Raw genomic sequence first — 26,193 nt, forward strand, 5'->3', positions numbered from 1 at the left:
ACAGACCATTATAACGCAGCCTGTTCATTGTCCACCGTTTATCGTTTAACCTTCATCGTTTTATCACTCCCCTCCTCCCCATTTATAGGTAAAAAAAGATTTTAATTTAAATTCCCTGTCAACCTTATCGCATAGTTGATTGTTTTTATATATATTTGTTCAGAGTTTCCGATAACGACAAAGACTCAGTCAAACTTAATTAATAACAAACTTATGAAGACAAATCTTAGTTCTCAGATTACACTCAACAGGGTCTCCCCCAGGTATTATAGACCGGAGAATGCATTCGAGAGATCGGTATTAACCCGATTAGAGAAAATTCCTACAGATATTTATGAGTCTGTGGAAGAAGGTGCAAATCATATCGCTTGCGAAATAGCACAGGTCATTCGCGATAAACAAAAAGCAGGACGTTTCTGCGTACTGGCATTGCCGGGTGGAAATTCACCACGCAGCGTATACACCGAATTGATTCGCATGCACAAAGAAGAGGGACTCAGTTTCCGTAATGTAATCGTATTCAATATGTACGAATACTATCCATTGTCCCAAGACGCTATCAACAGCAATTTCAACGCATTGAAAGAGATGTTCCTCGATCACGTTGATATTGACAAGCAGAATATCTTCACTCCGGATGGTACGATCGCTAAAGATACCATCTTTGAATACTGCCGCCTGTACGAACAGCGCATCGAGAGTTTCGGCGGTATCGATATCGCCTTACTGGGCATCGGCCGCGTAGGTAATATCGCTTTCAACGAACCAGGTTCACGCCTGAATTCTACCACCCGATTGATTTTGCTGGACAGCGGTTCACGCAATGAAGCATCCAAAATATTCGGAACCATTGATAATACGCCAATCAGTTCCATTACAATGGGTGTGGCCACTATTTTGGCAGCAAAGAAAATCTATCTGCTGGCATGGGGTGAAGAAAAGGCGCACATGGTGAAAGAGTGTGTGGAAGGTAATGTAACAGATACCATTCCGGCATCTTATTTACAGACTCACAACAATGCACATGTAGCCATCGACTTGTCGGCAGCTTCCAACCTGACACGTATTCAGCGTCCATGGCTGGTCACCTCTTGCGAATGGAACGATAAACTGATCCGCAGTGCTATTGTATGGTTGTGCCAGTTGACCGGAAAACCAATCCTGAAACTGACCAACAAAGACTATAACGAAAACGGACTGAGCGAACTGCTTGCCCTATTCGGATCTGCTTATAACGTAAATATCAAGATATTCAACGATCTGCAGCACACCATCACCGGATGGCCGGGTGGCAAACCGAAGGCAGACGACACCTATCGTCCCGAACGTGCCAAACCGTATCCGAAACGGGTTGTCGTATTTTCTCCACACCCCGATGATGACGTGATCTCCATGGGAGGTACGATTCGCCGTCTGGTAGAACAGAAGCATGAAGTCCATGTAGCATATCAGACTTCCGGAAACATTGCCGTAGGTGATGAGGAAGTAGTTCGTTTCATGCATTTCATCAACGGATTCAACCAAATCTTTATAAACAGTGAAGATCAGGTGATCAGTGAAAAATATGCCGAAATCCGTAAATTCCTGAAGGATAAGAAAGACGGTGATATGGATACACGCGATATCCTGACCATCAAAGGCTTGATTCGCCGTGGTGAAGCACGTACAGCTTGTACCTATAATAATATCCCACTGGAACGTTGTCACTTCCTGGATCTGCCTTTCTATGAAACCGGTAAAATCCAGAAAAATCCGATCAGCGAGGCTGACGTAGAAATCGTCCGCAATCTGCTCCGTGAAGTGAAACCTCACCAGATTTTTGTAGCCGGTGACCTCGCTGACCCGCACGGCACACACCGTGTGTGTACAGATGCCGTATTTGCTGCTGTAGACCTTGAAAAAGAAGAAGGAGCCGAATGGTTGAAAGATTGCCGTATCTGGATGTATCGTGGTGCATGGGCCGAATGGGAAATCGAAAACATCGAAATGGCTGTGCCTATCAGTCCGGAAGAATTGCGTGCAAAACGTAACTCCATCCTGAAGCACCAGTCCCAGATGGAAAGTGCTCCGTTCCTGGGTAATGACGAACGCCTGTTCTGGCAACGTAGCGAAGACCGCAACCGGGGTACCGCAGCTCTTTACGACAGCTTGGGATTGGCCTCTTACGAAGCAATGGAAGCATTTGTGGAATACATTCCACTATAATCAGAGCTTATTAGTGAAATAAAAATAAAGAAGAGTGAGGAGTTTGAGACTCTTCACTCTTCTTTTCTTTAATAAAAAGACAAATCATACATGAAACAAGAAGAATATCTCCGTCTTCTCCCTGTCGAGGGAGCATATAATATGCGCGACTTGGGAGGTTACCCCGCAGCAGGCCATAAACACGTAAAGTGGAAAACATTTATCCGTTCGGGCGATCTCAATAAACTGACAGAATCCGACCTGGCCTATCTTGCCTCTTTATCCATCCGTACGGATATTGACTTCAGAAGTATACAGGAAAAGAAAGTGGCAGCAGACAGAATACCGGCAACGGTAACGCAATACATTCCTCTGTCCATCGAAGCCGGTGACATGACCGACATGGCTCACTTCAACCTGAACAACATTCCGAAAATACTTGAACAGGCATACGTCTATATCATCCAAAATGCCCAGGATACTTACCGGGAGTTTTTCCGGATTGTTTCGGAAGAACGGAACACTCCTCTTTTATTTCACTGTTCGGCCGGAAAAGACCGTACCGGTATTGCCGCCGCATTATTATTGGGAGCATTGGGTGTAGACAGAAAAGTGATTATGGAAGATTATATGCTGTCTGCCGAATACCTAAAAGGCAAATACGATGCGATCGTACAGGCCCATCCCGAATTCGCACCTCTTACCACCGTGCGTAAGGAATATCTGGAAGCAGCCTTCCAGACTATTGATTCCGATTACCAAGGTCTGGAGAACTTCCTGAGAAATCAATTAGGAGCAGATATCGACAGACTAAGGGCATTGTATACCGAATAAACGGTTCATTACCAGTCTGAATTGCTAATGACTTATCGGAATCACCGGTTTTTCATTTATTTCTTCTATTTTTGTACCCGGACTATTACTCAACCGAATATATGAAAAAACTATGTATACTCCTCCTGTTGCTCCTTACGGGCACAGGTATCTTATTTGCGCAAGAAATTGAAAAGAGCGTAAAAGAACGGCTTAGCAATTACTTTGAGACTTACATCCCGGCATCTGCCAATACCGGAAGTAGTAAGTTAAAAAGCGTAGATATTGACTTTGAAGGTAAAAAACTATCCATCTATGCTTCCGAAAGTTTTGCTTATCAGCCCTTTCTATCGGAAACAGTAGATGAAATCTACCATCAGATAGCAGAGTTACTTCCGGGCCCCGTACGCTTTTTCCGAACCACGGTTTATGTCAACGACCAGCCCATCGAAAAGTTAGTTCCCAACTTCTTTCGTGGAAAAAAGAAAGATAAGTCGCGACTCTCGAATGCGGAATACAGAGGAGCACCTTGGGTAAAAAATGTTTCCCGCCCCTATGAAGTAACCAAAGGACTGCAAAACTGTCACATCTCCCTCTGGCAAAGCCATGGCAAATATTTCAAAAACGATAAAGGCGAATGGAGTTGGCAACGTCCGCGACTGTTCTGTACCACAGAAGACTTATTCACGCAATCTTTCATCCTGCCTTATGTCATTCCCATGCTTGAAAACGCCGGAGCTAATGTTTATACTCCGCGTGAACGGGATACTCAGAAAAATGAAGTGATTGTAGACAATGACACCCGAAACGGTTCCATCTATCTGGAAATGAAAAGCCGCAAGGCCCGTTGGAATCAAACAAACGGTTATGGATTCGCACAAAGAAAATCTGTCTACAAAGATGGAGAAAATCCCTTCCTGACAGGTACCGCACGCTTCACCCGTACAGAAAAGAAAAAGAATAAGGCATTCGCCGAATGGATCCCTACCATTCCCGAAGCGGGAAACTATGCGGTATATGTATCTTACCAGACACTCCCCAATAGCGTTAGTGACGCCAAGTATCTGGTATTTCACAAAGGTGGTGTAACGGAATTCAAAGTCAACCAGAAGATAGGCAGTGGCACATGGGTATACCTTGGTACATTTGAGTTTGACAAAGGCAGCAATGATTACGGCATGGTGGTACTGAGCAATGAAAGCAATGAAAGCGGAGTTGTCTGTGCCGACGCCGTACGTTTCGGCGGAGGAATGGGAAACATTGTCCGGGGTACTACAGTGAGCGGATTACCCCGCTATCTGGAGGGTGCGCGTTATTCCGCCCAATGGGCAGGAATGCCTTATGACGTTTACGGAGGAAAACAGGGAGAAAACGATTATGCAGACGACATCAATGCACGCTCCAACACCATCAATTATTTGTCGGGGGGCTCCGTATTCAATCCCGTACAGAAAGGATTGGGTGTACCGTTAGAAATGAATGTGGCACTGCACAGTGATGCCGGGTACAGTAAAACGGACGATATAGTAGGGTCACTCGGCATCTATACAACCAACTTCAATAACGGACTGCTCAACTCGGGAAATAACCGATATGCTTCGCGGGATCTGGCCGACCTCATGCTTACCCAAATACAAAAGGATATTCGTGCCAACTTTAATATACAATGGACCCGACGCAGCATGTGGGACCGTAATTACAGCGAGACCCGCCTGCCTGCCACCCCATCCACCATCATCGAGTTACTGTCGCACCAGAACTTTGCCGACATGAAACTCGGACACGATCCGAATTTCAAGTTTACCGTAGGACGCGCCATTTATAAAGCCGTACTGCAATTTGTCAGCAGCCAGCACAACAAAGAGTATGTGGTACAACCACTTCCCGTAAGCAACTTTGCCATCGGATTCGGTAAAAAGAAAAATACTCTGGAACTTTCATGGCAGGGAGAGAACGATCCATCGGAACCCACTGCCCGTCCTCGTGAGTATATAGTATACACCCGCATCGGATATGGTGGTTTCGACAACGGGGTACGTGTGGACAAGCCTTCGTACTCTCTAAAAATAGAACCGGGTCTGGTTTATTCATTTAAGGTTACGGCTGTCAACCGGGGAGGAGAAAGTTTCCCGTCTGAAATTCTGGCGGCCTACAAAGCCAAGCGAGAACACGGAAAAGTGCTTATCATTAACGGTTTCAATCGGTTAAGCGGACCGGCAGTTATTGACACACCGGATGAAGCAGGCTTTGATCTGGAACAAGATCCCGGTGTCGCCTACCAATATAATATTTCGTTTTGCGGAGCACAAACAGACTTTGATCGCTTTCAAGCCGGAAAAGAAGGAAAAGGAAGCCTGGGTTATAGCGGCGGCGAACTGGAAGGAATGAAAATTTCCGGGAATACCTTCGACTATCCATTTATACATGGCAAAGCGATTCAGGCTGCCGGAAACTACAGCTTCGTTTCATGCAGTGACGAAGCCGTTGAAAACAGACGTGTCCAACTGGAGCACTATCCGATCGTAGATTTCATTCTGGGCCTGGAGAAAGATGATATCCAAAGTGATCTGGCCCGCAAAACGTATTATAAAACATTCTCTTCACCTATGCAGCGCTTACTGACAGCTTATTGCCAGTCAGGAGGAAACCTGCTTGTCAGCGGATCCTATATAGGCAGCGACATGAGTAATTCGCAAGGTAACCGCGAATTCACAGAGACTGTACTGAAATACGGCTATCAGAGTTCATTAAGTGATACCCGTTCCGGACAGATCTCGGGCCTGGGACGTACCATACAGATTCCCCGCTTGCCTAACGAAAAGTCTTATGCGGTAACTGCTCCCGACTGCATTGTGCCGGTAGGTTCTGCTTTCCCGGTATTCGCATATCAACCCGGGCAACGCAGTGCCGGAATTGCCTATAAAGGAGATTATCGGGTATTCGCAATGGGATTCCCATTCGAAAGCATCGAAAGCGAAACGGACCGTGCCACAGTAATGGCAGCAATACTAAAATTCTTCGGAGAAAAATAAACTTTCAATAAACATTGTTATGTCCCGGTATTTGGTATTAGTCTTTTGTCTGCAAAGAACAAGTTCTTTGCAGACAAAACTGTCATAATGTCTGTTATTTACGTGAATTTATTTTAAGGTTTGCTGCCATCTGACATAATGGCTGCTATCGTTCTTGTTCCTGCCATCATTCGGTTGCCCCATTACCATTACTGTTTTTGCCATCTTATCTTTTTCTAATTTCATAATAGAGTCTTCTAATCTGATTATTTATGGTTGGATAATCATTTGTGGCATTTTAGATGAACCAATTTTTATAATTATGAAAACAAAAATGTTTTTTTTAGTAGTAGTCATGCTACTTTGTAGAGGCGTAGCTTATGCATACAGCCCTTCCGTGAACGTTCCGATTTCAAAGGTGGAAGGAATCGAACAAGATATTCCACCTCCTCATGTTACACCTCCCCCACTGCCGAGTCAGGTCTTTCTTCATGTGGGCGAAATAGCAGAAATTCCATATCCCATGTTTGGAGCAATGATATGGGAATGCGATAACCCGCCGGAAGGCATAGAACAAGAAGAGTCATACGTACTTGGCACTATGATTATTCTGCGCATAAGAGGAATTTTGGCAGGAAGATATCATGTTAATATGAAATGGTATAATCCGCTCAATCCGGGGCAGCCCCCATTAGGACGGCAAACCATTCAGATTATTGTTCAGCCATGGCCTTGACAATTGACAGATAAACAGTCATAAGGTTCCCTCCGTGAGCATGTCTGCTCACGGAGGGAATTCTATGAAAATATGAATTCATCAAAAAAAATCCCTGCTGCATACTCCATTCTTCATTTTAAATTCTATCTTTGCTCCTAATAATAACTATTAAAATAAAAGCACTATGTACACAATACAAGCAAATCCGAGCGGTACACGCAGCATGGAAATATCTGAAGAGAATTTGGTAACCATCGAAAAACACTCTTTATTCCAGCATCTGATAGACAGCAATGGCATTGTAGATGAAGCCGTTCTGGAGAAGTTGAAACTGAATATACGTTCGCTGATAGCAAGTCAGGAAGAAGACAGTAAGGACCTGCTCGACCTCTGCATAGACGTGATTTATCACAATAATATGAAAGCATTCGGGTTGCAGCAACTCATCAAACTTTATCTCACCTGGCTATCGAAGCAGGAAGCAGAAGAAGAGGAGAAAGTATGATTACCATTGATACCTGCGGAATGACAAACTATAGCCCGTTGATTCCGGCCATAAAAGCGATGTGTAATGCCAGTTCCGGTGACAAAATGGAGATTGTAACGGATCAGGTAGCCGCATTTCAGGATCTTAAGGAATATTTATCAGAACAAGGTATCGGATTCCGCGAAATATATGATGGAGAGCGGATGACTTTACAGTTTACTATCTTATGAGCGAAGTACAAAATCAAATAAAGAAATGGCCGGTAACGGCAATCAAAAAAATAAAAAATACATTCGGTAGCGCAGAAAAATTCTATGCTACCGTTTATCTTATTGCCCGCAACGAGCATCATTGTCAAATGATGGGAGTAGCCGGAGCCGAACAGCGCTTAAAAACGATTCATGCCTATCAGGGTATGATCCGTTTTATGATTGATGAAGAAGGACTTAACGGTAAGGAAGTTCTTGAAGCCATAGCCAGCGACTATCTGGAGGATTTCGTGAACTATCGTGAGCAAGACTTCGGAATGACCAACGAGGAATTCATTGCTATTATTAAAAGAATCGGCTGAGCGCATGGATATATTCCTAATCATTTTGGGCAGCATCTGCCTGCTTGTCGGATTGGCCGGATGTATTGTCCCCATGTTGCCGGGACCTCCTGTTGCCTATCTGGCATTGGTATTTCTACACTTCACCGATAAAGTTTCCTTCACTATTCCGCAACTGTTCCTTTGGCTGTTCATTGTGGTACTGATACAAATACTCGACTATTTCATTCCAATGTTTGGAGTGAAAAGGCTCGGAGGTACTTCATGGGGCAAATGGGGATGTATCATCGGTACCTTTGCCGGTATTTTCCTGTTTCCTCCCTGGGGGGTATTCATCGGTCCGTTTGCAGGCGCAGTAGCAGGCGAATTGCTGGGCGGTAAAGAGACCAAATACGCCCTGAAAGCCGGATTCGGAGCATTTGCAGGTTTCCTGTTGGGTACCGTGCTGAAGGTAGCCGTATGTGGTTGGTTCATCTTCTGCTTTATCCGTGCCCTCGTATAGCAAAATTATCCGTATCTTTGCTCCCATGAAAGAATATCGACTTACTGATTGGTTACCCACCACTAAGAAAGAAGTAGAGCTTCGCGGCTGGGACGAACTGGATGTCATCCTTTTTAGCGGTGATGCTTATGTAGACCATCCTTCCTTCGGAGCGGCCGTCATTGGTCGTATCCTTGAAGCCGAAGGTTTACGGGTGGCCATCGTACCTCAGCCCAATTGGCGTGACGACTTGCGCGACTTCCGCAAACTGGGACGTCCCCGCCTTTTTTTCGGCATCAGTGCAGGTTGCATGGACTCCATGGTGAACAAATATACAGCTAATAAACGTTTGCGCAGCGATGACGCCTACACACCGGACGGACGTCCGGATATGCGACCGGAATACCCCTCAATCGTGTACAGTCAGATCCTGAAAAAACTCTATCCCGATGTACCGGTCATTTTAGGAGGTATTGAAGCAAGTATGCGCCGCCTCAGCCATTATGACTATTGGCAAGATCAGCTTAAAAAAAGCATCCTTTGTGAAAGCGGTGCCGACATGCTAATTTATGGTATGGGTGAAAAGCCCATTTGCGAACTGGTCCGCAGATTAACAACACACAATGAATACCGGGACAGTACGACTTCACCGTTTAACATCTGTCGTTCTTCACTGACTACTATTCCGCAAATTGCTTATCTGACCGATGAATATGAGCCTGATGAGCAAGATATTGCCCTCCATTCCCACGAAGAATGCCTCGCTGACAAAAAGAAGCAGTCCGCCAATTTCAGGCACATTGAAGAAGAAAGCAATAAATATGCAGCAGCCCGGATTGTTCAAGCTGTAGACAACAAAGTAGTAGTGGTAAACCCACCCTATCCACCGATGACACAGGAAGAATTGGACCATTCATTCGATCTTCCTTATACACGCTTACCCCATCCCAAATACAAGGGAAAACGTATTCCGGCTTACGACATGATTAAATTCTCCATCAATATCCATCGGGGATGTTTTGGAGGATGTGCCTTTTGTACGATCTCCGCCCACCAGGGAAAATTTATTGTGAGCCGAAGCAAAGAGAGCATTCTGAAAGAGGTAAAAGAGGTGGTACAACTACCCGACTTCAAAGGAAATCTTAGCGATTTAGGAGGACCTTCTGCCAACATGTATAAAATGGGTGGAAAAGACCTGGCACTTTGCAAACGTTGCAAACGTCCTTCGTGTATCCATCCCAAAGTATGCCCGAACCTCAATACAGATCATCGGCCATTGCTGGATATCTACCATGCAGTAGATTCTTTACCGGAAATCAAACGGAGCTTTATCGGCAGTGGAGTACGCTATGATTTACTGCTTCATCAAAGCAAAGACCCTTCCGTCAATAAAAGTACGGCGGAATACACCCGCGAACTAATAGCACGCCACGTCAGTGGCCGCCTGAAAGTAGCACCGGAACACACCAGTGACCGGGTACTGAGTATCATGCGTAAACCTGCCTTCAGCCAATTCGGGGAGTTTAAAAAGATATTTGACAGAATCAACCGGGAACTTGGCTTACGCCAACAATTAATCCCCTATTTCATCTCCAGCCATCCCGGATGTAGAGAAGAGGATATGGCAGAGCTGGCAGTAATTACCAAGCGGCAGGATTTTCATTTGGAACAGGTGCAGGACTTCACTCCCACCCCTATGACCGTAGCTACCGAAGCCTGGTACACCGGCTTCCACCCATACACACTCGAACCGGTATTCAGTGCCAAAACCCAACGGGAAAAATTGGCCCAAAGACAATTCTTTTTTTGGTATAAACCGGAAGAACGACGGAACATCATCAATGAACTGCGCCGCATCGGACGGGCAGACCTGATAGACAAGTTGTACGGAAAAAGATAATTCATGCTTTATTCACTCCGGAGAACATAGGAGACACAGAAGTTTTGTTGTTTGAAGATAAAATTTATCCTCTGTATATACTCTGTGTCCTCCGAGGTGAACTGTCTATTCTTTTTCTCTCACCGGCAATGCCACTATCTCCTGAAGCACACTGACGGCGGTTTCCACATTCGGAATGTCTTTCACCAACATAGACCGACGTCCGTTCTGCTCCCTCAAATCGCATCGGCGGGTATATTTCATCATATAATCGATCATCTTGCCAAAAGCGGCACTCTGATAATACGGGCTATCCGGATTGCTGACAAAGAACAGAGTCATACGCCCCCCTTTCAGGAATACTTTTTCCACTCCCAAACGTGCAGCCAGACGCCTTAGCGGTACAATACGTAACAATTCCTCCGTTTCGGGAGGAACAGGGCCAAAACGATCCTCCAACCGTAAACGGAAAGCATTTACATCTTTATCAAGAGTCAATCCGTCCAATTCACGATACAGTAACATACGTTCGCTGCTGCCTGTCACATAATTGGCCGGTAACAACAATTCCAGATCGCTTTCCACCTGACACTCTTCTACAAACTCTTCACCACTTATGATGCCTTCCCCCTTTAATTCGTCGGCATAGAGCTCTGCAAATTCATCTGTTTTCAGTTCATGTACAGCCTCGGATAATATTTTCTGGTAAGTTTCATAGCCCAGATCAGCAATAAAACCACTTTGTTCGGCTCCCAACATATTTCCTGCACCACGAATATCCAGATCCTGCATGGCAATATGAATGCCACTCCCCAAATCACTGAAATTCTCAATAGCTTGCAGACGACGTTTAGCTTCAGGCGTCAACGACGATAACGGGGGAGCCAGTAAATAACAAAAAGCTTTTTTATTGCTACGTCCTACACGTCCGCGCATCTGATGCAAGTCACTCAGACCAAAGTTCTGAGCCTGATTGATAATAATAGTATTGGCATTCGGTATGTCGATTCCACTCTCAATAATGGTGGTGGCAATCAACACATCATAATCATAATTGACAAAACCGAAGATAATCTGCTCCAATTCCACCGGCTCCATCTGCCCATGCCCGATAGCAATCCGGCAATCCGGAATACGACGGAGAATCATCGCTTTGAGTTCCGGGAGATTGGCTATACGATTATTGACCAGAAAAACCTGCCCATTGCGGCTCATTTCAAAATTAATGGCATCGGCAATCACCTCTTCACTGAACGTATGCACTTCCGTCTGTATCGGATAGCGGTTGGGAGGCGGAGTAGAAATCACACTTAAATCACGTGCTCCCATCAATGAAAACTGCAACGTACGCGGAATCGGAGTTGCCGTCATCGTCAATGTATCCACATTCACTTTCATCTGGCGCAGTTTCTCCTTGACCGACACACCGAATTTCTGCTCTTCATCAATGATCAACAGGCCAAGGTCCTTGAACTTGACATCTTTACCCAGAATACGGTGAGTACCGATCAGAATATTTACATCTCCGGTTTCCAATCCTTTGATAACTGCCTTTGCCTGTGCTGCCGTACGGGCACGACTGAGATATTCTACCCGACAGGGAAGCCCTTTCAGACGGTCACGGAAAGTCTGGAAGTGTTGGTATGCCAATACCGTAGTAGGCACCAGGACGGCTACCTGCTTATTGTCCGCTACAGCTTTAAACGCGGCACGTATGGCCACTTCCGTCTTGCCGAACCCCACATCTCCGCACACCAACCGGTCCATCGGCATATCCCGTTCCATGTCCTGTTTCACATCTGCCGTAGCTTTACTCTGATCGGGGGTATCTTCATAAATGAACGAAGCTTCCAGCTCCCGTTGCAAAAAGCTGTCGGGACTGTATGCAAACCCCTTCTCCTCACGACGTTGTGAGTAAAGTTTAATCAGATCACGGGCTATATCTTTAATCTTTGTCTTGGTACGCTCCTTCAACTTCTCCCAGGCACCGGTGCCCAACTTGTTCAACCGGGGAGCTTCTCCTTCTTTCCCTTTATATTTTGAGACTTTATGCAACGAGTGGATGGAGACAAATACCACATCTTCATTCTGGTAAACCAGTTTCATCACTTCCTGCGTCGTATCTCCGTTAGGAATACGCACCAGACCGGAAAAACGTCCTACTCCATGATCGGTATGCACCACATAATCGCCGGGAGTAAACTGATTCAGTTCTTTCAGTGAAAGAGCAACTTTTCCCGAACGGGCTTTATCACTCTTCAAGTTATATTTATGGAAACGGTCGAATAATTGATGATCCGTAAACAGGCAAAGTTTCAGAGTGTCATCCGCAAACCCCTCATGCAGTGTCCGTTCCACAGCTGTAAACTGAATCCGGTCTCCACGGTCCTCAAAAATAGCCCTGATACGGTCTGTCTGTTTCGTACTGTCACTACAGATATAAAGTGTGTATCCCCGGCTCAGATAATCTTTGAAAGACTCTGCCACCAAATCGAAATTCTTATGGAAGATGGGCTGTGCCGTAGTATGGAAAGTCAACGTGGCATCCGGTGTACCGGTTGGCTTGTTGCCAAACTCCATCCGCCGGAAATCTAAGGCACGGACAGTAAATTCACTACCATCAATCAGTTTGCCTTCCAGAGTGATGCCTCCGTTCTCTTCCGCCTCTTGTGCAGCAAGAGCCTGTGGTGTAAGCGATTCATCGTGAACAGCCTGAATGCGTTCCCGCAACCAGAGAAAATCACGCATTGCCAGAGTCGTGTCTTTCGGAATAAAGTCAAGGAAAGAAGTAGTAACTTTTCCGGTTACGGCAAGGTCGGGTACAATGACAATGCTTTCCTTTTTCTCTTTCGATAGCTGTGACTCTACCTCAAAAGTACGGATACTCTCCACATCATCACCAAAAAAATCGATACGATAGGGATACTCGGACGAAAAAGAAAATACGTCAATAATACTGCCGCGAACAGCATACTGTCCCGGTTCATACACATAGTCGACATACTCAAACCCGTAACTATGTAATACATCCGTGATAAAACCGGTGTCCACCTTCTCGCCCACATGTAACTTCAATGTGTTTTCACTCAATTCCTGGCGCGAGACTACCTTTTCGGCCAACGCATCCGGATAAGTGACGATGCACAACCCTTGCTCACCTTTCTGAAGCCGGCTGAGTACCTCGGTACGCAATATCTCGTTGGCCGCATCTTTTTGTCCATACTTCACCGAACGGCGAAACGAAGAAGGAAAAAACAAAATCTGCTCCGTACCCAATACCTGAGTAAGATCATGATAAAAATAACCGGCTTCTTCCAGATCACCCAATATGAAAACAAACGGGCAAGGACTCTTCTCTACCAGTGCCGAAGCGAATAAGGAAGCAGCGGAAGCATACAGGCCACCGCAATAGATATGTCTGACTGCGGGCTCCCCCAACAGTTTGTTCAAGGCTTCCACATTCGGGTGCCCGGCATATTGATGTTGCAGTTCAGTAATCGTCATAAATAGCATTTTAGTCCATCACAAACGCACCAACTCACACAGATCGCTCAAAATCAATTTCCAATCTGTGTGAATCCATGTAACCCGTGATGCAAATTCACCGCAAAAGTACTAAATTATCCTTAGTTTTAATGCGCTATCTTTGGTTAGTAGCGGAAAAGCGTTACATTTGTCTTCAAATTTAGACACAATATGCAGACATCGGACAGCATCGTAATCATCCCTACCTACAACGAACGGGAAAACATAGAGAACATTATCCGTGCCGTTTTCGGACTGGAAAAGATTTTTCATATTCTTATCATAGAAGATGGCTCTCCGGATGGAACCGCCACCATCGTAAAAACCTTGCAGCAAGAGTTCCCCGACCGTCTCTTTATGATAGAACGCAAAGGAAAACTGGGATTGGGAACAGCATATATCACCGGGTTCAAGTGGGCACTGGAACATTCATACGAATACATTTTTGAGATGGACGCCGATTTCAGCCACAACCCCAATGACTTGCCACGGCTCTACGATGCTTGTGCCAACCAAGGAGGAGATGTAGCCATCGGTTCCCGCTACGTAAGCGGAGTGAACGTAGTGAATTGGCCGATGGGACGCGTCCTCATGTCTTATTTTGCATCTAAATATGTTCGCATCGTTACCGGACTACCGATACACGACACTACTGCCGGTTTTAAGTGTTATCGTCGTCAGGTACTCGAAACCATCGATCTTGACCACATCCGTTTCAAGGGTTACGCTTTTCAGATAGAAATGAAATTCACCGCTTACAAATGCGGGTTCAAGATTATCGAAGTACCGGTGATCTTCATTAACCGTGAACTGGGCACATCAAAAATGAATAGCAGTATTTTCGGAGAAGCGGTATTTGGAGTTATCAAACTGAAAGTGAACAGCTGGTTCCACAAATTTCCGCAGAAAACAAAATGAATTAAGATATGAAAAGAACATTAATACAAAACGCCATCATAGTAAACGAAGGACGCTCCACACGCGGTTCGGTAGTCATCGAAGGTGAAAAAATAGCCGAGATACTGGAGAAAGGACAGAAACCGGCCACTCCCTGTGAAGAGACAATCCATGCCAACGGATGCTATCTGCTTCCGGGTGTCATCGACGATCATGTGCATTTTCGCGATCCGGGCCTAACCCATAAGGCCGACATATCTACCGAAAGCCGGGCTGCAGCAGCAGGAGGGGTAACCTCTATTATGGACATGCCCAATACCAATCCGCAAACCACCACACTGGACGCACTCAATGCCAAGTTCGATTTGCTTGCCGAGAAATGCAGTGTCAACTATTCATGCTATTTCGGAGCAACAAACAATAACTATACCGAGTTTGACAAACTGGATAAAAGCCGTGTATGCGGAATCAAGCTCTTTATGGGATCGAGTACAGGCAATATGCTGGTAGACAAGATGAACAGCTTGCTGAACATCTTCAATGGAACCGATCTGCTGATTGCCGCCCACTGTGAGAATCATGAAACAATTAAAAAGAATACGGAAAAATACGTAAGAGAATATATTGAAAAATATCCTTATCAGTACTACCATGTTCACCACGAAACCCTTCCGATGGGTTACCATGCAAAGATACGTTCGATAGCAGCCTGCTACGAGTCGTCCGAACTGGCTGTACGCCTGGCACGCATTGCAGACGCTCGTCTGCATATCCTGCATATCTCCACAGCCAAAGAGCTTTCTCTTTTTGATAATGATATTCCATTGGAAGAAAAAAGGATTACGGCAGAAGCTTGTGTTTCGCACCTGTTATTCGACTCTTCAGATTATGCGGAATTAGGTACACGTATCAAATGTAACCCTTCCATCAAAGCTAAAACCAACCGGGATGCACTTCGTCAGGCTGTCAACTCCAACCTGATAGACGTGATTGCCACCGATCATGCACCACACCTGCTCAGTGAAAAAGAAGGAGGCCCGTTAAAGGCAATGTCAGGCATGCCTATGATCCAGTTCTCTCTGATCAGTATGCTTGAACTGGTGAACGAAGGTATCTTCACGATTGAAAAAGTCGTTGAGAAAATGTGCCATGCACCCGCCCAGATATATAATATCCATAACCGCGGTTTCATTCGTCCCGGTTATCAGGCAGACCTGGTACTGGTTCGGCCGGACGCATTATGGACGGTAAGTGCAGAACAAATCTTAAGCAAATGTGGATGGAGTCCGCTCGAAGGACGTACCTTTGACTGGAAAGTAGAAAAGACATTTGCCAACGGACACCTATTGTATACTGACGGACAGGTAGATGAAGCTTATCGCGGACAAGAAATCTATTTTAAACGATGAACAATTTCTGAACGATCAACCATCTAAATGATAAACAAGGAGAAGGGGGTAAACCGGGAACGATAAATGCAGAAGAATGGGAAATATATTGAAAGATAAAAGCAGGACCTTCGCGATACGAATGGTAAACCTACATAAGTCTCTGAATGAAAGAATTGTTATTTAAAACCGAATATTTATCTGAAACTAAATATTCAAGCATGTTTGCCAACGCAAACGGATCAATGAAACTTATTATCACCAGCATTAAAACAGTCAAATATGGAAAAGCATAACCCGTCATCATCCCCCGTCCATCGTTCAGAAACCGTTGATCGCTCAGCGTTTGAAAACCGTCTATCGTTCAGTGTTCATGATTTATCCCCCTACATCAACTGGATTTATTTTTTTCACGCCTGGGGGTTTCAGCCGCGTTATGCCGCCATAGCCAATATCCACGGATGTGACTCCTGTCGTGCTTCCTGGCTGACAACCTTTCCGGAAGAAGAACGGGGCAAAGCTTCCGAAGCCATGCAACTCTATAAAGAAGCCAACCGGATGCTGGACGAATTGGACAGGGACTTTGAAGTGAAAAGCGTTTTTAAACTTTGCCCGGCCAATGCCGACGGAGACAACCTGATTATCGACGGTATCACTTTCCCGCTGCTCCGGCAGCAAGTCAAGAAAAAAGAGAACGAACCTTTCTTATGCCTCAGCGACTTTGTACGCCCTCTGTCTTCGGGAATCACTGATACAGTAGGAGTTTTTGCCTCTTCCATTGATGCGGATATGGAGGGACTTTACGAACAAGACCCTTATAAACATCTTCTGGTACAAACACTCTCCGACCGTCTGGCCGAAGCTGCCACCGAAAAGATGCACGAATATGTCCGCAAAGAAGTATGGGGGTATGCAAAAGACGAAAATCTCTCTATTCCCGATCTTCTTGTCGAAAAATACCAGGGTATCCGCCCTGCTGTAGGCTACCCATCTTTACCCGATCAGTCTGTAAACTTTATTCTCGACGAAATTCTTGATATGAAACAGATCGGTATCCGCCTGACAGAGAACGGAGCTATGTATCCTCACGCTTCAGTATGCGGATTAATGTTTGCACATCCGGCTTCTCACTATTTCTCGGTGGGGAAGATCGGTGAAGACCAATTGGCGGATTATGCCGCGCGAAGAGGAAAAAGCGTTGGAGAGATGCGTAAATTTCTGGCAGCAAACTTGCAGTAAATCTTTTCTTTCGATATATTTGTAACTGATCCTATACTTTAAAATAGAAAAAGTTATGAAAAAGGTTCTTATTCTGTTATTATGGTTACTTCCCTCCTGTAGCGTAGTGATCCTTGCACAGACTCAGCGGATAGCGGGTACTGTTGTAGTTGGTGACGGCCAACCCGCCGTCGGTGCCGCCATTGTTGTCAAAGGCACTAATATTGGTGCCGTAACCAACGTGGATGGCAAGTTTATAATAGCAGAAGCACCTGCTTCAGCACAGCAGCTTGTTGTCTATCACGTAGGCATGGAACGCAAAGAGGTAGCCGTAGCTCCCAACGTCTATATTCAGCTCCAGCCCGTAGAGAAAGGTTTTTCATGGAATGTGAAAGCCGGAGTCAGCCTGTTCAGTTTCCGCCGCCCGGACGGCTTGGACGAACGCACCGGATTCAGTGCCGGTGTCGGTGCGGAATATAATTTCAGCAGGCATTGGGCTATCCAATCGGGACTGATGGTCACCAGCAAAGGAGCAACTGCCGAGTACGACGGGTATTCTCCGCTGTCCTCGTCTACCGAACCTATCTCTTATAAAGCCAAAATAGCTCCTATTTATCTGGACATCCCTATTCTGGCAGCTTTTAAGATGGATGTGTCAAACCATGTTAAGTTTGTAATCAATATCGGACCTTATTTAGCCGTAGGCATGGGTGGAAAGTATGAACTGACAAACAAAGGCGGCCATAAAGGTGAGTCGCATAACCCTTTCAAATCCTACTCTTCCTTAGCTGAAGCGAAAAATAAAGATGCCTTGTTGAAACGTTTCGACATCGGGGTTCAGGGAGGCATCGGTTTTGAAATATGGAAACATTACCTGGTCAATGCCTCTTTCCAGCACGGATTCATGGAGCCGGTTAAAGGAGGAACACTGTACGCAGGCGATACCGAGAAACATTACCCGATCGGAGGGATTCTGACAGTAGGATACAGATTTTAAATACAATACGTTATCACCACAGATTTCACAGATTATCACAGATCATAATTGCCAATAATCTGTGAAAATCCGTGTAATCTGTGGTGAACTTAGAAACGATATCCTATTTCAAAAGCGACATCCAGAAAACCTTCCGAGTGATTCCATGAAGTACACCCCACTCTTCCGGTTCCTCCTATCAGGAAGTGCCCGTATTCCACTCCGATTCCATAGGCAAATCCTCCGGTAAACCGTTTGCCGAACAATGACTGGCTTTCAGTAACATATTCCACTCTATTATAATTTCCACTACTATCATAAGAACGCTTGCGAAATTCTTTCTTAACGTCTCCACTGATCCCCAAGTCAATATAAGGACCGAAACTGAATACCAGATTCAGATCATTTCCTATTCTATACTTCAGTGCAAACAGTAAAGGAATCTCCAGATAGAATGGATTGTAAGTACCACTCACCTGATCATAAGAAACGGATGAAGAGCCATCACCGTTATTTTCCGTATAATAATCATAGAAATCATGCCCTTTCATTTTACGGGAAACCAACAAAAGCGAGGGTTGGAAAGCCCAGTGTTTCGACATCCGGATATCGGCCCCTACCCCTCCATAGATACTAAGACCGTCTTTCAGTTTCGATTCGGGTCCTTGCATAAACTTACCTGCTCCAATTCCAGCCTTCACGATCAACGAGAAGCGTTGCATCACTTGTGTACGCATTTGTATACGCATCGGGAGATCTACATATCCGCTGCGTTTACCTTTTGTCACCTGTAGTGAGTCGAAATAGACAGGTACTTCTTCCAGTACAAAAACTCCATTTTTATCGGTGACAGCCTGTTGGTTCGTACGTTTCAAGGTAACTACCGCCCCGTCTACCGGATAGTAATCTTCATCCACGATCTTCTCTACCACTTTTTGTTTTTGGGCCATAACGTCTGTCAGTGCCAGGCAGACCAATGCCAATGCTATATATCTTTTCATATCTTTTTATTTTTTACATTCAACATCCGATTATTCATATCCGCTTGATCAGAAACGGTAAGTAAGTCCCAAAGTAAGTGCCAGGTTATGTTCTTTCGCTTCAAAACCTTCATCATCCTGTCCCAAACACATACTCTTTCCAGAAACACCTACCAACCACTTCTTGTATTCCACACCTATGCCATAGGCAACACCAAAGCTGAAAGGATGTAACAAAGAATGTTTCCCGCCATAATAATCATATTCATACTCTTTGCTATAAATGTCATACTCTTCATCGGGTTTACCTGTTTCCGTAGCTTTTACTTTTCCTGCAAAGCCATACGAAAACACAGGTCCCACAGAAAAGGTCAGATTCATTTTACGGGCTACCGGATAACGAAGAATGAACAACATCGGCAAATCCAATGAAACCGGATTCCAAGTTTCCTGATATTTCACACCGTTTCTTTCGGCATTGAACTCTGCTCCACGGTTACAAATTTGCAGAGTAGGCTGGAAAGCCCATCGTTTTGACATGCGTACTTCGATACCCAAACCAAACTCATATCCCACCTTAAAATCGGAACCATATGTAGTGTACTTACTCATGCTGATCCCGGCATGTGCCACAAACGAAAGCTTCTTACGCTTTCCGGTGAGCTGTACCGGTACATTCAGGTCCACTTCCCGGGTCTCCATACCGATGGAAGTAACAATCACCTTTTTGACCGAAAGAGGAACTTCCTGCAAGAAGAACTTACCGTCGACATCGGTTATTGTGCTGATATTGGTCCCTTTGGCTGTGACTAATGCCCCCACAATGGGTTGCTGCTTTCTGTCAAATACTACTCCTTTTACATCGTGTGTCTGTACCTGGGCCATCACGGTGATTGCACAAATACAGGCAATCACTCCTATTATTATTCTTTTCATTTGTTTTCGTTCTTTAAATCTATATTTTATTCTGCAGGGATCTCAATGGTCCGGTAATTACTGTAACTAATCCCTACTCCATTTTTCGCATAAACACGGAAAGCATAAAGCGTCCCGGGACGCAATCCGGTAACGATTTCATCAAACGTCTGTCTATAATCATCAGTAAAAGGTACTTCTATCATCTGTTCATTCGTCACCACTCCCGTTTCCTGTGAATAAACGCCATAACTATAACCATAATTTGTAATAAGGAAATCATTTGTATAGAAAGAAGCATACAACTCTACCGCCGTACCATTATATTGATACAACGAAAAATTATTGATAACCGGTTCTGTACCCCGTTCGGTCGTGAACTCAGCCACCGGCCCATAGCCTGTCCCCTCCTCAGTAGTCACATAGGGGCGTATATAATAGTGGGTAGCAGGTAGCAGGTCCATCACCTCCACCTCAAAATTCGAGTAATTATACATCCGGGTTCCCCGTGCCAATGCCTTCTGATCGGTAATTTCCGGCAATTCTTTGACTGAACTATAACAAGCACCTTGCTCTATAATTCCGGCATCGGTTTTAAAACGTACTTCCGTAGATAAATAATAACTGTATCCTGTGAACTGGGTATCGTGTACAATCAGTTTTGGCAGACCAGAAAGGCGGAATGCTTTTACTTCACTAAAACGTTCTTTGTTTGAATTTTCGCCCAATACATGATCCAGCAACCCCGGGCGTCCGCTATAGCCATACTGATAATCGTTCATTGCACAATAATAAGTTTCGCCCAAAGTCAGCATATCCGGATCCAGAAAAGCATAAAAGGTATTTCCTGTATTATGACGGATATAGGCTTCCATAATCACTTCCTTCATTTCTTTATCTTTAGCAATCAGAAACCTGGGATAGTAATAATGACCTGCTTCCCCACCTGTCACTTTTCCTATCATGACAGCGTCTGCCCGATACAGTTCTTCTGTATTCACTCCCATAATATCAGATAGCAGATTTACGGAATCTTGTGAAAGCATAGCCATATCACAAATGCGCTCCAGCGTCAATGTTGTCTTGGAAGTTTCCATGGCTCCCCAATAATCCCCCTTATTGTCACAGGAGGTGACCAGCAATGCCATCAGGCAGAGCAAGCCCAGTAATCTTCTCTTGTTCATCTTTGTCTATTTATAGTGTTAATTGCCGGCAAAGTTACAATATTTATTATAAATATAACAAAAGAAAACAGTTTGATTCCAAACAAATCCGAAGTACCTCTATCCTCTCTTCCAGTGACATACAAGAAGACGTGACAAAACTACATATCCAAAAGAAGTATTACAAAGATACAGAGACAAACTGTTGTGAAGAAAGCATGATTCAGGTATGGATGGGATATTATGGGACTCAATATCCCGGCATCCTCCTGTAGGGAAAAGATTCGGCCATTCCCATTCTGTCCGCCATTATCAGACAGGACAAAAAGACCAATGGGTATGTATGATTTTCCACTGTTCAGACGAATCCAGTTTAAATACTTCCGTACAATGCATCCTGAATGTCCGGTCATCTCTATAAGCTTCATAATCATATGCCAGAACAGCGACATCGGATGACAGCAATACAGTGGGTTCTATCATTTTATACCTGTCAATCTCGACTTTTCCCCGAATGCTGTTATAATACTCTTCCAGAGCCTTTTTACCTTCCAGTTTGTTCTTGAAAGCGGGGTCGATATAGACAACATCATCAGATGACAGTTCTATAAACCCATCCGGGTTTCCACGATTCCATAACTTCAGAGCTTGTTCTTCCAAAGATAAAATAAAGGCCTTCAGGTCCTCGCTATTTGAAGCCATACTTGTACATCCAGTCATAAAAATACAGATTTATTTAAAACGTTTCATACTTGACAAACTCCGTCACCCACAGATTCTTATCGTTTCCAAATATAATAAATATCCGGAAATAGTCCAAATTCCCACTAATTTCCGCTTTTATTTTGTGATTATTTCCTTTCCTTTGCGACTAACCATACAAAAGTAATCCCGAAAAGAAGACAATGAACCCCACCAGTCCGCCGCAAGCCAACGAACCCGTAGAACAAGAGTTCCTCTCCGTAGTCAGGGAGTACGAGCGGGTGATTTACAAGGTGTGCTATCTTTATACCACCCAGCACGCCACGCTCGGCGATCTTTATCAGGAAGTGATTCTCAATCTGTGGAAGGCTTACCCCAGATTCCGGAAAGAGTGCAAAGTCTCGACCTGGATTTACCGGATCGCACTGAACACTTGCATCAGCTTTATCCGCAAAGAGAAAAACATTCCGGAAATCGTGGCACTCACCCGCGAAGCCGACTGGCTGACGGAAGAAAAAGACGAACTGACGGAAATGCTCCGGCAACTGTACCGGATGATCAATCAACTGGGACAACTGGATAAGTCGATCATATTGCTTTATCTGGAAGAGAAAAGTTACGAGGAAATCTCGGAAATTACCGGACTGACAGTGACCAATGTAGCCACCAAGCTGAGCCGGATTAAAGACAAACTAAAAAAGATGAAAAAGGAGGAATAAGATATGGAACTGGATGATCTGAAGAAATCGTGGAACGCACTGGATGAACACCTCAAAGGCAAGGAGTTCATCAAGGAAGAAGAAATGAAACAATTGTTGGGACGCACCCGGAACAACATTAACAGCATAGAACGGTTCAACAGAAAGCTGCGTTTTGCCGCAATCGGCATACTGGCATTGGCAGTGATCTTCTGGATATGTGATGATGCACTTACGGACTTTTATTATTGGATCGCCCTCTTCCTGTGCATCCCGGCCCTTTGCTGGGATTTGTATTCCGCCCATTACCTGAGCCGGACCCGGATCGATGAGATGCCTCTGGTCACAGTCATCTCCCGCATCAACCGATATCACAGATGGATGGTTCGCGAATGGATCATAGGCATACTCTACCTGCTTGTGATGGCTACCTTTTTCTCTTTCTACAAACAGGTCTGGCAATACGGTGCTGCAGGAATCATCAGCAGTCTGATCGTGTGGGCCGTCGGACTTGGAATCTGCCTGTCGGTGTATCGCCGGAACCTCAGACATATAAAAGAAATAAAGAAGAACCTAAACGAGTTAAAAGAATTAAATCATACAGCTTAACTTAAACCGTACTTTACAAATTCTCTCTAACTTTGAAGAGGCGTTCGCAAGTCCCCCCGAGACATACCCTACGCCTCTTTTTATTTATTCAACCCATAGCTAAGAAAATATGCTGCAACGAGTTTTAGGCTTTCTGATCGTAATCCTTGTATTGCCGGACATTTACATTTACCGGACATTTATCAAACAAATGACTCTAAGTCTTTTTTGGCGAATCCTTTACTTCTTCCCCACTCTTTTCCTGATGGCGGGAGTAGTATCGTTAGCTTTCTTTGCCAACTATGAATACGCCGAACAACATACATTATGGATAGGACGCTTCGCCGTTGTCTTCTTCTTGTTTGCCTCTCCGAAACTGCTCTTTACGATCTGTTCCATCATCGGACGCCCGTTCAACCGATGGCTGCACTGGCCCCGGACTCCTTTTATAGCAACCGGACTGGTACTGGCCGTGCTCAACGCAGTCCTGATACTTTATGGTTCGATGGTGGGCAAAGACCGTTTTGAAGTAAAGGAGGTCACCTTCCGTTCTTCCCGCCTGCCCGAAGCTTTCAACGGATACCGCATTGTCCAGTTGTCGGACATACACATCGGGAGCTGGCAAGGAAATGCCAAGAGCCTGCAACAGATGGTGGACCTGGTTAACGCGCAAAAGCCGGACTTGATCGTATTCACCGGTGACCTGATAAACAACCGGGCCATAGAATTGGACGGATTTGAAGAGATACTCTCGCAACTACATGCCCGGGACGGCGTATACTCCATCCTGGGAAACCATGACTACGGCCCCTACTATCGATGGAAAAGTAAACGCGACCAGGTAAACAACCTGAACGACCTGAAGAAACGGCAAGCCGACATGGGCTGGGTATTACTGAACAACGAGCACACTCTACTGCACCGCGGAAACGACAGCATCGCCCTGATCGGGGTAGAAAACGAAGGAGAACCTCCTTTCTCACAGCACGGTGACTTGCCCAAGGCACAGGCAGGAACAAACGGCCTGTTCAAGCTGTTATTAAGTCATAATCCTACACACTGGAGACGTGAAGTGTTGCCCGAATCGGACATCGACCTGATGCTGGCGGGACACACGCATGCCATGCAGCTGGCCATCGGACATCATTCACCTGCTTCCTGGATCTATCCGGAATGGGGAGGCATGTACAAAGAAGGCAACCGGGGACTATACGTAAACGTAGGGATGGGATTCGTCGGACTGCCTTTCCGTTTCGGGGCATGGCCGGAGATTACCGTGATTACACTGGATAAATGAAAAAATACTGGCAAATACTGAAAGGCTACAAAGCAAGTCTGCTGGCATGTCCGCTACTGGTACTCGTGTCTGTAATGTGCGAAACCATTCAGCCGATGTACATGGCGGATATTATAGACAACGGAGTGATGCAGCGGGATCTCTCCGTCATTACTGCCGTAGGCGGAAAGATGGTACTTATCTCCATTGTCGGACTGATATTCAGTATTGCCAATGTATATGTCTCTTCGCAAGCCTCCATCGGTTTCGGAACCGATCTGCGCACCAAGCTGTTCGGCAAGATACAACAACTCTCTTTTTTCGATATAGACCGGTTCAGTACGGCTTCACTGATCACCCGGCTGACAAGTGACATCAGCCGCATTCAGCAAGTTATCCAGGTATCGATGCGTCTGATGCTGCGCTCTCCGCTGATGCTCGTCATGGCAGTGTTCTTCGTGGTACGTATCAACCTGGAACTGGCAGGCGTCCTGCTGGCTGCCATCCCGGTGTTGGGTTTCAGTGTATTCTTCATCCTGCGGAAAGGGTTCCCCTTCTTCTTGAAAGTGCAACAGAAAGTAGACCAACTGAACGAGGTGGTACGCGAAAACCTGATCAACATCCGGGTGGTGAAATCATTTGTGCGGGAGGACTTCGAAGCACGCAAGTTCAAGGACAAGAGCGAAAGCCTGCGCGACACGGTGATTCACGCTTCCAACATCATTGTCGCCATCTTTCCGGTGATGCAACTGGTGATGAACCTGTCGATCATCGCTATCCTTTGGATGGGTGGGCAGAAGGTGATGGCAGGAGAGTTGAAAGTGGGCGAACTGATATCATTTGTCAACTATCTGGCACAAGTGCTGATGTCGTTGATGATGCTGTCCATGATTATCATGACTTATGCCCGTGCCTCAGCCTCATCGAAACGTATCCTGGAGGTATTGGATACACAGCCTTCGCTGACCGATACGCCCGAAGGAATGCGGAGCACCCAGCAGATCGAAAAGGGAGAGATTCGCTTTGAGAAGGTCAGCTTCCGTTATGGCGGAGGCGAGACGGATGTGCTGCGGAACATAAGTTTCCACGTTCGTCCGGGCGAGACAGTGGCCGTGGCAGGTGCTACCGGATCGGCTAAAAGTTCGCTCGTACAACTGATCCCCCGCCTGTATGATGTCAGTTCCGGTGAAATACGGATTGACGGCATCCCCGTACAAGACTACAACCTGCACGAACTTCATGCCCGCATCGGCATGGTGTTGCAGAAAAACGAGCTCTTTACGGGAACCATTGCGGAAAACCTGCGGTGGGGAAAACCTGATGCCACACAGGAAGAACTTGAAGAGGCCGCACGTGCCGCCGAAGCCCATGAGTTTATCTGCTCGCTGCCTGCCGGATATGACACCCAGTTAGGACGGGGCGGAGTAAACCTTTCCGGCGGACAGAAGCAACGCATCTGCATCGCCAGGGCTTTGCTGCGTAAACCCAAGATATTGATACTGGATGACAGCACCAGTGCCGTAGACTCTGAAACAGAACTCCGCATCCGGAACAACCTGAATGCATGGCTGCACGATACCACGGTGCTTATCATCACGCAACGCATATATACCATGCAATCGGCCAACCGGGTCATTCTGCTGGACGACGGAGAGGTAGAATCCATCGGAACACCGGAAGAATTGCTGGAACGCTCGGAGATGTACCGGGAAATCTATCACTCACAACAAATCGTTATCTGACC

At 45.5% G+C, this 26,193-nt stretch carries 22 protein-coding genes; 17 read left to right on the forward strand and 5 right to left on the reverse strand.

Going from position 1 to position 26,193, the window contains the following annotated elements; all coding sequences use genetic code 11:
- The first annotated feature begins 213 nt into the window (after positions 1-213).
- From DBK98_RS18580 to DBK98_RS18620, 9 genes are all read left to right on the forward strand, one after another.
- A complete protein-coding gene (locus tag DBK98_RS18580) occupies positions 214-2,205 on the forward strand; it encodes a glucosamine-6-phosphate deaminase (protein ID WP_005780179.1) in 1,992 nt (663 codons plus the stop codon).
- A gap of 90 nt (positions 2,206-2,295) precedes the next feature.
- Entirely contained in the window at positions 2,296-3,018 is a 723-nt protein-coding gene (locus tag DBK98_RS18585; RefSeq protein WP_005823386.1) for a tyrosine-protein phosphatase, read from the forward strand.
- Between the two features lie 101 nt (positions 3,019-3,119).
- Positions 3,120-6,029, forward strand: a complete 2,910-nt coding sequence (locus DBK98_RS18590; RefSeq protein WP_032535825.1) for an N-acetylmuramoyl-L-alanine amidase — start codon at positions 3,120-3,122, stop codon at positions 6,027-6,029.
- 313 nt (positions 6,030-6,342) lie between these two features.
- The gene (locus DBK98_RS18595; protein ID WP_032535789.1) at positions 6,343-6,744 is read left to right on the forward strand and encodes a hypothetical protein; all 402 of its coding nucleotides are present in this window, start codon (positions 6,343-6,345) and stop codon (positions 6,742-6,744) included.
- A 166-nt stretch (positions 6,745-6,910) separates the two neighbouring features.
- Complete coding sequence (locus DBK98_RS18600; protein WP_032535787.1) at positions 6,911-7,231, forward strand: hypothetical protein; 321 nt, start codon at positions 6,911-6,913, stop codon at positions 7,229-7,231.
- On the forward strand, positions 7,228-7,443 hold the full coding sequence (locus tag DBK98_RS18605; RefSeq protein WP_005807358.1) for a sulfurtransferase TusA family protein: 216 nt from the start codon (positions 7,228-7,230) through the stop codon (positions 7,441-7,443). Before DBK98_RS18600 ends, DBK98_RS18605 begins: the two co-directional genes overlap by 4 nt.
- Complete coding sequence (locus tag DBK98_RS18610) at positions 7,440-7,784, forward strand: hypothetical protein (RefSeq protein ID WP_032535786.1); 345 nt, start codon at positions 7,440-7,442, stop codon at positions 7,782-7,784. The genes DBK98_RS18605 and DBK98_RS18610 overlap by 4 nt, the downstream gene beginning before the upstream one ends.
- 4 nt (positions 7,785-7,788) lie before the next feature.
- On the forward strand, positions 7,789-8,265 hold the full coding sequence (locus DBK98_RS18615; protein ID WP_032535784.1) for a DUF456 domain-containing protein: 477 nt from the start codon (positions 7,789-7,791) through the stop codon (positions 8,263-8,265).
- A 25-nt stretch (positions 8,266-8,290) separates the two neighbouring features.
- Complete coding sequence (locus tag DBK98_RS18620; RefSeq protein WP_005807362.1) at positions 8,291-10,144, forward strand: YgiQ family radical SAM protein; 1,854 nt, start codon at positions 8,291-8,293, stop codon at positions 10,142-10,144.
- A 105-nt stretch (positions 10,145-10,249) separates the two neighbouring features.
- Here the strand turns inward: DBK98_RS18620 and mfd are convergent, their stop codons facing one another.
- Positions 10,250-13,627 carry a transcription-repair coupling factor gene (gene mfd / locus DBK98_RS18625; protein ID WP_032535783.1) on the reverse strand — a complete coding sequence of 1,126 codons (3,378 nt, stop codon included), beginning with the start codon at positions 13,625-13,627 and terminating at the stop codon, positions 10,250-10,252.
- Between the two features lie 192 nt (positions 13,628-13,819).
- Here mfd and DBK98_RS18630 point away from each other — a divergent pair, with 192 nt between their 5' ends.
- From DBK98_RS18630 to DBK98_RS18645, 4 genes are all read left to right on the forward strand, one after another.
- Positions 13,820-14,566, forward strand: coding sequence for a polyprenol monophosphomannose synthase (locus tag DBK98_RS18630; RefSeq protein ID WP_005780203.1), 747 nt, complete (start codon positions 13,820-13,822; stop codon positions 14,564-14,566).
- 8 nt (positions 14,567-14,574) lie between these two features.
- A complete protein-coding gene (locus DBK98_RS18635; RefSeq protein ID WP_032535782.1) occupies positions 14,575-15,954 on the forward strand; it encodes a dihydroorotase in 1,380 nt (459 codons plus the stop codon).
- A 261-nt stretch (positions 15,955-16,215) separates the two neighbouring features.
- Positions 16,216-17,172: a vitamin B12 dependent-methionine synthase activation domain-containing protein gene (locus tag DBK98_RS18640; RefSeq protein WP_032535781.1), complete on the forward strand. Its 957-nt coding sequence runs from the start codon at positions 16,216-16,218 to the stop codon at positions 17,170-17,172.
- A 55-nt stretch (positions 17,173-17,227) separates the two neighbouring features.
- On the forward strand, positions 17,228-18,148 hold the full coding sequence (locus DBK98_RS18645; protein WP_005807371.1) for a porin family protein: 921 nt from the start codon (positions 17,228-17,230) through the stop codon (positions 18,146-18,148).
- A gap of 89 nt (positions 18,149-18,237) precedes the next feature.
- On the opposite strand, the gene DBK98_RS18650 is transcribed toward DBK98_RS18645, so the two are convergent.
- The 4 genes from DBK98_RS18650 to DBK98_RS18665 all read right to left on the reverse strand — a co-directional run bounded on the left by DBK98_RS18650 (position 18,238) and on the right by DBK98_RS18665 (position 21,905).
- Positions 18,238-19,128 carry a porin family protein gene (locus DBK98_RS18650; protein WP_022012443.1) on the reverse strand — a complete coding sequence of 297 codons (891 nt, stop codon included), beginning with the start codon at positions 19,126-19,128 and terminating at the stop codon, positions 18,238-18,240.
- A gap of 48 nt (positions 19,129-19,176) precedes the next feature.
- Positions 19,177-20,043 carry a porin family protein gene (locus tag DBK98_RS18655; protein WP_005823404.1) on the reverse strand — a complete coding sequence of 289 codons (867 nt, stop codon included), beginning with the start codon at positions 20,041-20,043 and terminating at the stop codon, positions 19,177-19,179.
- Between the two features lie 26 nt (positions 20,044-20,069).
- On the reverse strand, positions 20,070-21,206 hold the full coding sequence (locus tag DBK98_RS18660) for a fibronectin type III domain-containing protein (protein WP_032535780.1): 1,137 nt from the start codon (positions 21,204-21,206) through the stop codon (positions 20,070-20,072).
- A 291-nt stretch (positions 21,207-21,497) separates the two neighbouring features.
- Positions 21,498-21,905, reverse strand: coding sequence for a DUF4440 domain-containing protein (locus DBK98_RS18665; RefSeq protein WP_005823405.1), 408 nt, complete (start codon positions 21,903-21,905; stop codon positions 21,498-21,500).
- Positions 21,906-22,090: 185 nt separating this feature from the next.
- Here DBK98_RS18665 and DBK98_RS18670 point away from each other — a divergent pair, with 185 nt between their 5' ends.
- The 4 genes from DBK98_RS18670 (at position 22,091) to DBK98_RS18685 (ending at position 26,191) form a co-directional block, all read left to right on the forward strand.
- Positions 22,091-22,606, forward strand: coding sequence for an RNA polymerase sigma factor (locus DBK98_RS18670; protein WP_005780219.1), 516 nt, complete (start codon positions 22,091-22,093; stop codon positions 22,604-22,606).
- Between the two features lie 3 nt (positions 22,607-22,609).
- Positions 22,610-23,194, forward strand: coding sequence for a hypothetical protein (locus DBK98_RS18675; RefSeq protein ID WP_032535777.1), 585 nt, complete (start codon positions 22,610-22,612; stop codon positions 23,192-23,194).
- 109 nt (positions 23,195-23,303) lie between these two features.
- On the forward strand, positions 23,304-24,470 hold the full coding sequence (locus DBK98_RS18680; RefSeq protein ID WP_005823407.1) for a metallophosphoesterase: 1,167 nt from the start codon (positions 23,304-23,306) through the stop codon (positions 24,468-24,470).
- Positions 24,467-26,191: an ABC transporter ATP-binding protein gene (locus DBK98_RS18685; protein ID WP_032535776.1), complete on the forward strand. Its 1,725-nt coding sequence runs from the start codon at positions 24,467-24,469 to the stop codon at positions 26,189-26,191. The genes DBK98_RS18680 and DBK98_RS18685 overlap by 4 nt, the downstream gene beginning before the upstream one ends.
- Positions 26,192-26,193: the final 2 nt, after the last annotated feature.

Source organism: Bacteroides sp. PHL 2737 (assembly GCF_004115325.2).
GTDB classification, from domain to species: Bacteria; Bacteroidota; Bacteroidia; order Bacteroidales; family Bacteroidaceae; genus Bacteroides; species Bacteroides hominis.